The 10,126-nt window shown below is 63.8% G+C and carries 10 protein-coding genes; 6 read left to right on the forward strand and 4 right to left on the reverse strand.

Annotated features, from left to right (window positions below; all coding sequences use genetic code 11):
• A partial coding sequence (locus tag MOV74_RS20475) for a permease (protein ID WP_246926053.1) occupies positions 1 to 1,057 on the forward strand: 1,057 nt, incomplete at its 5' end.
• Positions 1,058 to 1,082: 25 nt separating this feature from the next.
• Here MOV74_RS20475 and MOV74_RS20480 read toward each other — a convergent pair.
• Complete coding sequence (locus tag MOV74_RS20480) at positions 1,083 to 2,249, reverse strand: acyltransferase (protein ID WP_258719541.1); 1,167 nt, start codon at positions 2,247 to 2,249, stop codon at positions 1,083 to 1,085.
• A 325-nt stretch (positions 2,250 to 2,574) separates the two neighbouring features.
• On the opposite strand from MOV74_RS20480, the gene MOV74_RS20485 reads away from it, so the two are divergent.
• From MOV74_RS20485 to MOV74_RS20495, 3 genes are all read left to right on the forward strand, one after another.
• On the forward strand, positions 2,575 to 3,387 hold the full coding sequence (locus MOV74_RS20485; RefSeq protein ID WP_246926055.1) for an MBL fold metallo-hydrolase: 813 nt from the start codon (positions 2,575 to 2,577) through the stop codon (positions 3,385 to 3,387).
• A 65-nt stretch (positions 3,388 to 3,452) separates the two neighbouring features.
• Entirely contained in the window at positions 3,453 to 3,974 is a 522-nt protein-coding gene (locus MOV74_RS20490; protein WP_246926056.1) for a hypothetical protein, read from the forward strand.
• A 113-nt stretch (positions 3,975 to 4,087) separates the two neighbouring features.
• On the forward strand, positions 4,088 to 5,140 hold the full coding sequence (locus MOV74_RS20495; protein ID WP_246926057.1) for an amidohydrolase: 1,053 nt from the start codon (positions 4,088 to 4,090) through the stop codon (positions 5,138 to 5,140).
• Positions 5,141 to 5,213: 73 nt separating this feature from the next.
• Here MOV74_RS20495 and MOV74_RS20500 read toward each other — a convergent pair whose 3' ends face one another.
• Complete coding sequence (locus MOV74_RS20500) at positions 5,214 to 5,669, reverse strand: cupin domain-containing protein (protein WP_246926058.1); 456 nt, start codon at positions 5,667 to 5,669, stop codon at positions 5,214 to 5,216.
• Between the two features lie 237 nt (positions 5,670 to 5,906).
• On the opposite strand from MOV74_RS20500, the gene MOV74_RS20505 reads away from it, so the two are divergent.
• Positions 5,907 to 6,461: a hypothetical protein gene (locus MOV74_RS20505; RefSeq protein WP_246926061.1), complete on the forward strand. Its 555-nt coding sequence runs from the start codon at positions 5,907 to 5,909 to the stop codon at positions 6,459 to 6,461.
• Between the two features lie 130 nt (positions 6,462 to 6,591).
• On the opposite strand, the gene MOV74_RS20510 is transcribed toward MOV74_RS20505, so the two are convergent.
• Positions 6,592 to 7,848, reverse strand: coding sequence for an aminopeptidase (locus MOV74_RS20510; protein WP_246926064.1), 1,257 nt, complete (start codon positions 7,846 to 7,848; stop codon positions 6,592 to 6,594).
• A gap of 113 nt (positions 7,849 to 7,961) precedes the next feature.
• The gene (pcaB, locus tag MOV74_RS20515) at positions 7,962 to 9,323 is read right to left on the reverse strand and encodes a 3-carboxy-cis,cis-muconate cycloisomerase (RefSeq protein ID WP_246926067.1); all 1,362 of its coding nucleotides are present in this window, start codon (positions 9,321 to 9,323) and stop codon (positions 7,962 to 7,964) included.
• Positions 9,324 to 9,792: 469 nt separating this feature from the next.
• On the opposite strand from pcaB, the gene MOV74_RS20520 reads away from it, so the two are divergent.
• The coding region (locus tag MOV74_RS20520; protein ID WP_246926070.1) for a transcriptional regulator at positions 9,793 to 10,126 on the forward strand (334 nt) is incomplete at its 3' end.

Raw genomic sequence — 10,126 nt, forward strand, 5'->3', positions numbered from 1 at the left:
CGTCGTCGCCATGGGTCTGTCGGCCGCGGCGGTCGCGATTGCCGTCACCATCCTGCTGTTTCGCCTGATCGGCCCGGCGCGGACGCGCCTCATTGCCCAGATCCTCGCCGCGATCATCGGCGCCGGCTTCGTGATCGCGCTCCAGGTCGCCGCGATCGTGTCCTACGGCACGCTGTCGCGCTTCACCATCCTGACCTCGGGTAGCCTGGCCGCTCATGCTCCCGATGTCGACAGCATCTGGTGGTGGCCGGCGCGGGCGGTGATGGGCGACAGCGAAGCGCTGCTGCTGCTCCTGGCGCCCGCCCTGGTGCTGCTTGGAAGCGTCATGGCGATCTTCTCGCGCCGCTTTGCCGACACGGCGATCGATGCCGCAGCCTACGGCACCTCCGGCAGCAAGCGCGCCAAGGAGCGCCCATTCCGCGACGGGTCGCGGCAGCACGCGCTGCGGCGCAAGGAATTCTCGCTGCTCTGGCGCGATCCCTGGCTGATCTCGCAGACATTGATGCAGCTGCTCTATCTGGTGCCGCCGGCGCTGCTGCTCTGGCGCAATTTTGCCGACAGCTCCGCGGCGCTGACGCTGATCACGCCCGTCATCGTGATGGCAGCCGGACAGCTTGCCGGCGGGCTCGCCTGGCTGACGATCTCGGGCGAGGACGCCCCCGACCTCGTCGCAACCGCACCGCTGACGCCATCCAGCGTCACCCGCGCCAAGATCGAGGTGGTGCTGATCGCGATCGCCGTCATCTTCTGCCCGCTGGTCGCGGCACTCGCTTTCGCCTCGCTCTACCAGGCCGCGATCAGTGCCGGCGCGATCATCATCAGCGCGGCTTCGGCGACCGCGATCCAGCTCTGGTTCCGGGTGCAGGCCCGGCGCAGCCAATTCCGCCGCCGCCAGACCTCGTCGCGGCTCGCGACCTTCGCCGAAGCCTTCTCCTCGATCGGCTGGGCCGCGACGGCAGCGCTGCTGCTTGCGCTCCCCATCGCGGGTATCGTCAGCGGCCTGATCACCGCGAGTCTCGTTGCGATTACCTGGAAGTGCAGCCCAAGGCGGGAATGAGGCGCATGCTCTAGAGCTACGGACGTCAGGTGTCGAAAGCCGGCTGGGCGCGGCGTACCGCGGCGACGTTCCGTCGATCCATCAAGCGCCTGACCCAGTTGCGCCCGGGCTCTTCAACGAGACGATACGTGGCGACCGACAGCAAGACCGTCAACAGCAGCATCGCGATTTGCAGGAGATCTCCAAGCCAAAGCGATCCATGCATGGAGACCACCTTCGTCGGCTCATGGCCCGAGCTCAACGCGTAATTGACGAACAGGTCCGCATGCCCAAGGCGCTCGACGACCATGAGGATCGCCCGCACTACGGCCCTGACGAGCGGATGCAGCATGTAGATCGAATAGGTCAGCATCCCGATTGCGAGCATGAACGGCACCGTCAGTTGGCGGCTGACCGCGCCAGCTTCACGTGCGAACACCAGGACGACCAGCGTAAACACCGCCGGCGAGGCCACCTGCAAGGTGACGCTGCTGCCGGCCACAGAGACATAGCCGACGACGAGCAGGACGCTCGCCGTCTCCAGCAATGTCTCACCGGACGGCGTCAGGCGTGCACGCAACACCGGAAAGCGCTCTCGTAGATCGAACGAGAGAACGCCAAGCGCGAAGCCGTAGAGACAGCGTGCGAGACCGTAGTCGTAAGTCGCATTCATCCCATCCGGGCTGATGGTGGCGAGCACGACCGGCCCGGCAATGATCGGGATCAGCCAGGGCCAGATCGCCGGTCCGATCCTGCTGACGACCGCGGCGAAGATCAGATAGGCGGCGAATTCGGCGCTGATGCTCCAGCTCGCAAAGTTCAGCCAGTTCTGCGGATTGACGCCGAGCCCCTGCAGCAGAAGAACGTTGGTGACGATGGCCTGCAGGAGGTTCGGGCCAACACCGTCCTTCGCAGCGTCAATGGGAATGAACAGCAGCAACGTCACAAGATGCAGCGGATAGATCCGCCCGAGCCGCAGGAGGAGAAAGCGGCCCGCGCCGAAGCCCTCAGCAAGGCGCGAACGATAGTTCGACGCGATGACAAAGCCGCTCAACACGAAGAAGAAATCGACGAACAGATAGGCATTTCTGGTGAGCGGCAGGAAGGACAGATGGCTGATCACGTCGAAGTGGAACAGCGCAACCATGCAAGCACAGATGCCACGCCAGCTGTCGAGCGCATGATATCGGGTGATATTTGCAGCCGCGTCCATTGGACATGGGTAGGCAAGACCCGACACCGGAACAAGCCGAGGCTGAGTCTATGCTTAATGTGGTCGCGGCCCGAGCCCGAGGCGACCCCCGTGCCGCTGCAAGTGGGCTGGGCCGGCATTGCCACCGATGTCTCCACCTAGGCGTTGAGCATCCAGAACACCAGCGGCGCGATGTTGGGCTGGCTTCGCGCCGGATTGCCGGCGCCTTGAAAGTTCGTCCGCGGCGGGAGTGAGGGTGCGACACTGACGCGCTGTTGATCGCAACCCATTGGCCTCGCACTGCATTGCACGCTAGACTTTCCCCTGACACATCGGGGACGGATGCATGTGGCGATTGGTTTCAGCGGCTCTGGCGCTGTTCAGCGTATCCTTCGCACCTAGCCTCGCCCAGCAGCTGCCCCGCAGCGAATGCCTGGCGATGGCCAATGTCGCGCCGCGGGCCATGCCGGTCGCGTTCCGGCAGGCGGCCGGCCCCGCCGAGGTCGAGATCACCTACGCCGGCCATTCCACCTACTACGTCGACACGCCCGCGGGCTTGCGCATCGCCACCGACTATAGCGGCGCCTATCAGGTCGGCCGGCTGCCCGATGTCGCCACCATGAACCGGGCCCATAGCACGCACTACACCTTATTCCCGGACAGGCGCATTCCCCACGTGCTGCATGGCTGGAGCGAGGACGGCAAGCCGGCGATCGTGTCGGAGCGCATCAGTGACACCTTCGTCCGCAATGTCACGACCGACATCCGCCGCTATTTCGGCGACGACGCCGGCGCCGACATGATCCGCGACGGCAATTCGATCTTCATCTTCGAGGTCGCGGGCCTCTGCATCGGCCATCTCGGCCACCTCCATCACAAGCTCGACGACAGCCATTTCGCCCAGATCGGACGGCTCGATATCGTGATGGTGCCGATCGATGGGACCTACACCATGACGCTGGGAGGCATCTCGGAGATTACCAAGCGGCTGCGCGCCTCCGTCGTGCTGCCGATGCATCGCTTTGCCACGCCGCTCGACGATTTCATGCGCCGGATCGGGCAGGACTTCGAGATCGACCATCGCACCGAACGCTCGTTCCGGATGTCGCGGGATGCGCTGCCCTCGAAGCCGACGGTGATCATCCTCGACGGGGTCTGAGGCGCAATTTTCTCCAAGCCGGCGGTCGGCCGGTCGTGCTGATCTCCTCTCAACAGGAGATCGACATGACCGATTTTGGCAGACTTTTGCACGCGGATGGTCCAAATCCCGAGCATGCATCTGCGCTCCAGCTCTATGGCCGCTTCGTCGGCGACTGGGATGCCGAGATCACCGCCCATGGCTCCGATGGCGCGAAACATAGCGCGCCTGGCGAAATCCATTTTGGCTGGGTGCTGGAGGGCCGCGCCGTCCAGGACGTCTGGATCATTCCCCGCCGGGCTGGCTCTCAGGCCTTCCCAATCGCCGGCAATTGGTACGGCACGACGCTGCGCGTTTACGATCCGACCATCGATGCGTGGCGCATTTCCTGGTTCGATCCCGGCCGCAGCATCTTCCGCCAGCAGATCGGCCGTCCGCGTGGACAGGATATCGTGCAGGAAGGCACGACCGAAACCGGCGAGCTGACGCGCTGGAGCTTTACGGAGATCACCAGGACCTCCTTCCATTGGCTCGGCGAGGTCAAACCGGCCGATGCAACCGATTGGCGGCTGGTCGTCGATGTGAAGGCGAAGCGGCACGAGCGGTGACGACGGCATCGCCGTGCTCGCGGCGACGGGTACGGTTGCTCAACGCGCGCTGCTGCGTGACGAGACGAGATGATAGGCTCCCGGCACAAGAAGCATGAAGGGAGTGAACGCCGATGGCTGCAAGCGGAGTGCCCGCCAATACGAGCGGGCTGTTCGTCGAGCCGCGCGAGGACTGGCTCGCGCTGCATCAGGAGGAGATCATCGATCCCTTGCGGCCGATCGTCGACCCCCATCACCATCTCTGGAATCGCGCCCACCGCTATCTGATCGAGGAGATGGCTGATGAAATCGCCTCCGGCCACAACATTCTCGCCACCGTCTATGTCGATTGCCGCTCGATGTACCGCGCGCATGGGCCCGAGGCATTCCGGCCCGTCGGCGAAGTCGAGTTCGCCAACGGGGTCGCCGCGATGAGCGCGAGCGGTGCTTACGGCAAGGCCGCGATCTGCGCCGGCATCGTCAGCCATGCCAATCTGCTGCAGGGCGACGCGGCCAAGCCGGTGCTGGAGGCCGAGATCGCGGCCGGCAACGGCCGCTTCCGCGGCATCAGGCATTCGTCGGCCTGGGACGAAGACCCTGCCGTCGCCGGCATGTATGCGAACAGGCCGAGAGGATTGTTGCAGGACCCGACCTTCCGCAAGGGATTTGCCTGCCTTGCACCATTGAAGCTCAGCTTCGATGCCTGGCTATTCCATCCGCAGATCGATGAGCTCACCGAGCTTGCGCGCGCCTTCCCCGACACCAGAATCGTGCTCGACCATTGCGGCGGCCCGGCCGGAATCGGCCGCTTTGCAGGGCGGCGCGAGGAGGTGTTTGCGCAATGGCGCACCTCGATCCGGGAGATCGCAAGATGCGAGAACGTGGTGGTCAAGCTCGGCGGACTCGCAATGTGCCTGCTCGGCTACGACTTCCATCTGCGCGACAGGCCGCCGTCATCCGAGGAGCTTGCCGCGGCCTGGCGGCCCTATATCGAAACCTGCATCGAGGCGTTCGGCCCCAGACGCGCGATGTTCGAGAGTAACTTCCCACCGGACAAGGGCCAGTGCAGCTATCAGGTGATCTTCAACGCCTTCAAGCGCATCGCCTCGTCTCTGAGCGAGGCCGAGAAGACGGCGCTGTTCTCGCAGACCGCAATCGACGTCTATCGGCTCGAGCTGCCATCATGACAAGAAGAGGGGCCGGGATGTGATCCCGACCCCTCTTCGTCGTGGCCGCTGGGAAGCGTCCTTGAATTAGAGACTAGCCGGCACCCATCAGCGAGGCCGGACGGCGCTCGCCGCTGGAGGTGAAGATCTTCTTCAGCTTGTTGACCACGCGGATCAGGAAGCCGATCATCACGGGATTGGTCTTGCGGCAGAAGGCGATCTTCTTGACGTGGCCCTCGACATGCCATTTGGCATGCGCGCCGTCGCGAAAGAAAATGACATCGCCAGGCCCGTAGCGCTTCGGCGGCATGCCGTCGCTTTCGAGCACGATCGATCCTTCCATGATCATGATCGTCTCGTCGATATCGTAGTACCAGTTGAAGCGGCCTTCGGTGCAATGCCAGATGATGGTCTGAGCGGTGCCGTCGGCGCTGGTGGACAGCACGCGCGAGCGCGACACGGGATTGCCCTCGATGATCCAGGACGGCTCGATCGGCCGCAGCTCGAGGTCGACATTGCAACTACCGATTTCAATCAATGTGCGCGACATCTTCTTCCCCAGGCGATATATTAAATATGGCCGGGTCTCGGCCCGGATTGTCTAGAATGATGTCGGGGACGCTAGTCATCGGTTTTTAATTCTTTCTTACGGAGGCCGCGAAAATCAGCCTGGAGTTGCGGAGGCAAAGCGGTTAACGCGGCGATTTCCCTGCAAATTCGCGCACATGAACCGATCCTTTCCGGGGTGCGACAAAGTGCGCGGAAGCACCAAAACGGAGCCACGCCGATGCCCCTCACGCCCGAGGTTGTGACAGCCGATCGCACCGTCGTCGCCCGGCTCATCAGCCTCGATGTCTCCTTCGTGTCGGACGAGGAGCCCTGGTTCACCATCGACGGCATCGAAAATCCCCGACAGATCGGCAGTGACGGCTCAGGCGGCGCGTTCGTGCTGCTGCCGTCGCAGAATATGCTCTACGTCTCATCGGAGGGCCGTGCGGGAATTATCGCTGGCACGTTCGAGGCGTTCGTCCAGCTCGTCGTCGCCCGCCCCTATTGGCTCGACATCCTCAAATTTTCCGGCGGCGGCGACCTCCATGAGATGCGGCGCGCGGCGGAGGCGATGGAGGCGACGCTCGACGACGAGGACGAGATCAACGAGGCGCGCGACGAGATCCGCAGGAGCCTCGAGCTTGGTGAGGCAGACGATCCCGTCGGCGCGCTCTACGAAGCAATCGCAGCTTCCGACGCCATCGTGCGGGCCACCGATGGCAGCCCGTTCACGACCCTGTTCAACCGTTTCAGCATCGACAACAATCCGATGCTGCGCAACGCGGCGGCGTGAACGCGTATAATGCCAGTTTGAGCGCTGAAGCTCCCACATCGTCGTGGCCGGGCTTGTCCCGGCCATCCACGTTTAGCGGGCACAAAGAACGTGGATGCCCGGGACAAGCCCGGGCATGACGAGCGGCGCCTTACTTCGCCCACTCGCCCTTGCGGAACACCGGCACCTTACTGCCGTCCGGCAAAATGCCGTCGATATCGGTCTCGGCCGAGCCGATCATCCAGTCGATATGGATCAGGCTCTGGTTGCCGCCTTGCGCCGCGATCTGCTGCGGGGTGAGCTGCGCGCCGTTGACGAAGCATTTCGAATAACACTGGCCAAGCGCGATATGAGACGCTGCATTCTCGTCGAACAGTGTGTTGTAGAACAACAGCCCGCTCTGCGAGATCGGCGATGAATGCGGCACCAACGCCACTTCGCCGAGGCGGCGGGCGCCCTCATCGGTGTCGAGCACCTTGTTCAGGACCTCCACGCCGCGCGAGGCCTTTGCGTCCACGATCTTGCCGTCCTCGAAGCGCACGGCGATGTTGTCGATCAGCGTGCCCTGGTAGGACAGCGGCTTCGAGCTCACGACATGGCCGTAGACCCGGCGGCAATGCGGCGTTGTGAACACCTCTTCGGTCGGAATGTTGGCGTTGCAGCTGATGCCGTTCTTGGAGAGCGAGGCGCCGCCCTCCCATTCGTGGCCGTCGGCAAGGCCGATGGTGAGGTCGGTGCCCGGCCCCGAATACTGCAGAGCGCGGAAGCGCTGGCCGTTCAGCCAATTGGTGCGCTCGCGCAGCACCGCATTGTGGCTCGCCCAATTGTCCATCGCGTCCTCGCGGTCGACGCGGGACGCCGCGAAGATCGCATCGGCGAGCTTGCCGATCGCGACGTCCTCGGCATCATCAGGGAATACCTGCCTGGCCCAGGACGGGCTTGGATAGGCGATGATGTTCCAGTTGGTGTCGAAATTGACGATCTTTTCCAGCGCAGGCTGATAGGCCATCGAATTGGCCTTGCTGGCGCGCGCCACCTTGGAAGGATCCTCGTCCGACAGCAGCATCGGATTGTCGCCGACGATGGCGAGCCGCGCAGTATTGTCCGAGAACGCCTTGGCCATGCCCTCGTAGAGCCAGCTGGCGGCACGATCGAAACTGCTGTCGTGGCCGTGGCGGTAGCGCGCCAGTGTCATTTCCTCGTCCGACAGGATCGGCGTCACGATGCCGGCACCGGCCTTGTAAGCATGCACGGCAATCCGTCGAACCAGCGGCAGAGCGATCGCGGGCGCGGTCAAAAGAAGATCCTGCCCCGGCCGCAAGCCCAGGCCCACCTTCACCGCCACCTCGGCCAGCCGGTCGAGTTTCGCGGGATCGATGGGAGGTGCGGAATTGCGGTGATCAGTCATGCGGGTCCCTCTGCCGAAAGTCTCTCGTTCAATCTAAGTCTAGCATCGTGAGGCGCAAGTGCGCGAGCACCTTGCGACACCGAGAAGATACGCAGTTTCACGGATATTGGTTTTCAACGCGTTGCCGAATTCAGCACCCGGTCAACCATGGCAGGCGCGAGCCCGAGGTAATTTTTTGGTGAGGTGAGCGCCTCGATTGTGGCGCGGTCGATGCGGCTCGCTATCCGCGGGTCCGCGGACAGCGCATCGGCCAGGCTCATTCCCTTGTCGCTAGCCTGACGGCAGGCGTCATAGACCACGTCATGGGCCTCTTGCCGGCCGAGTTGCGGCGCGAGCCCCATCATGACCGCTTCGGCCACGATCAGGCCGCGGCTGATGGCGAGATTGTCGTTCATCTTCGCCTCGTCCACGATGAGACCTGCGAGTGCAAACTTCGCCTGGTGCAGCGCGCCGGCGGTCAACACGAAGCTTTCGGGGATCGCCATCCATTCGGCGTGCCAGGGACCCGTGGCGCGCTCGAAATCCTGCACCATGGCATCAAGCATCAGGCCGGCGTGCTGGCGCACCGCCTTCGAGGCCGCCAGCATCAGCTCCGACGAGATCGGGTTGCGCTTCTGCGGCATGGTCGAGGAGGCGCCGCGTCCCTTGACGAAAGGTTCGTAGACCTCGGCGAACTCGGTCGAGGCCATGATCATGATGTCGAGCGCGATCTTGCCGAGCGAGCCGGTGACGAGCGCGAGGAAGTTGACGGCCTCGGCAAAGCCGTCGCGCGCGACGTGCCAGGTCGAGGCGGGAACGCCGAGCTTCAGCTCCGAGCAGAGTGCCTCCTGCACCTCGAACCCCTTGTCGCCGAGCGAGGCCAGCGTGCCCGCGGCGCCGGCGAACTGTCCGACCAGGACGCGCGGCTTCAACTGCGCCAGCCGCTCGGCATGACGATCGAACATTGCGAGCCAGATCGCGGTCTTGTAGCCGAAGGTCACCGGCAGCGCCTGCTGGAGATGGGTGCGGCCTGCCATCGGCGTGTCGCGATGGCGTTTCGAGAGGTTCGCCAGGATGCCGCGAAGCTCGTCGATGTCGCGCGCAACGATCTCCAGCGCAGCGCGGAGCTGCAGCACCACGGCGGTGTCCATGATGTCCTGCGTGGTCGCGCCCCAATGCACGTAGCGGCCGGCCTCGCCGCATTGCTTCACCATCTGGTGGACCAGAGGGAGGATCGGATAGCCGACGATGTCGGTCTCCTGCCGCAACAGTTCGAAATCGAGCGCGGCGACGTCGGTCCGCGCCGCGATCGCCTCGGCCGCCTGCTGCGGGATCACGCCACACTTCGCCTCCGCCTTTGCCAGCGCCACCTCGACCTCGGCATAGCGCGCCACCAGCGCGACGTCGGAGAACACCTCGCGCATCTCAGGCGTGCCGAAGGCATCGCGAAACAGCATGGAATCGAGCACGGTGGTGGACGCGGAAAAGGCGGGCATGGGAGTTTCTTCGTGGTTGATGTTTGTGTGGGCGATAGCTTACGCAGTCGGCGCAGTTCGGCAAAGGACATTCACCGCTCGCCACATCTGCCGCGCGACGGCATTATGACGACATGTCACTCTCTCACCCGGTCGTCCCGAGGTGCGAGATATGGGGGCCTCGAAGGACGAGCGGCCGCGCTGCAGCCGGACCGTCCATCCTTCGAGGCCTCCGCCCAGTGGCGCAATTGCGCCGCAAGGCTCCGGCGCCTCAGGATGACGGTGTTGGATGGGCGATCATGATCCCATTGGCAATCGGCCCGCCGCGACATTCTGTCCGCGATTATATTCCCCTCCGAGAACGGCATGACAGCCATCTTTCGGTAGCGATGAACCAAGCATCCCCTTCGGCAGACTCACAGTTTTCGACCCAAATTTCATTTTTGTCATTTTGCCTGTCCGATTTCGTAACGAAGCCTGAGTTTTTGACGTGCAGTTTCTGTTCAGGGACCACCTCCTCGATACCGACTTGCGCGAGCTGAGCCGCGAGCAGGTTCCCGTTGCCGTGGAGCCGCAGGTTTTCGATCTCGTTGTCCACCTCATGCAGAACCGCGACCGGGTGGTCAGCAAGGACGAGTTGATCGACAAGATCTGGCACGGGCGCAGCGTCTCGGAATCCACCCTAACCAGCCGGATCAACGCCGCGCGCAAGGCGGTCGGGGACAGTGGCGCGAGCCAGGCGCTGATCCGCACCATCGCCCGCAAGGGTTTTCGCTTCGTCGGCGATGTCGAGGCCAAGGAGGGCGCGATCGCGCCGGAACACG

The organism is Bradyrhizobium sp. SHOUNA76, assembly GCF_023006445.1.
In the GTDB taxonomy this organism is placed as follows: Bacteria; Pseudomonadota; Alphaproteobacteria; order Rhizobiales; family Xanthobacteraceae; genus Bradyrhizobium.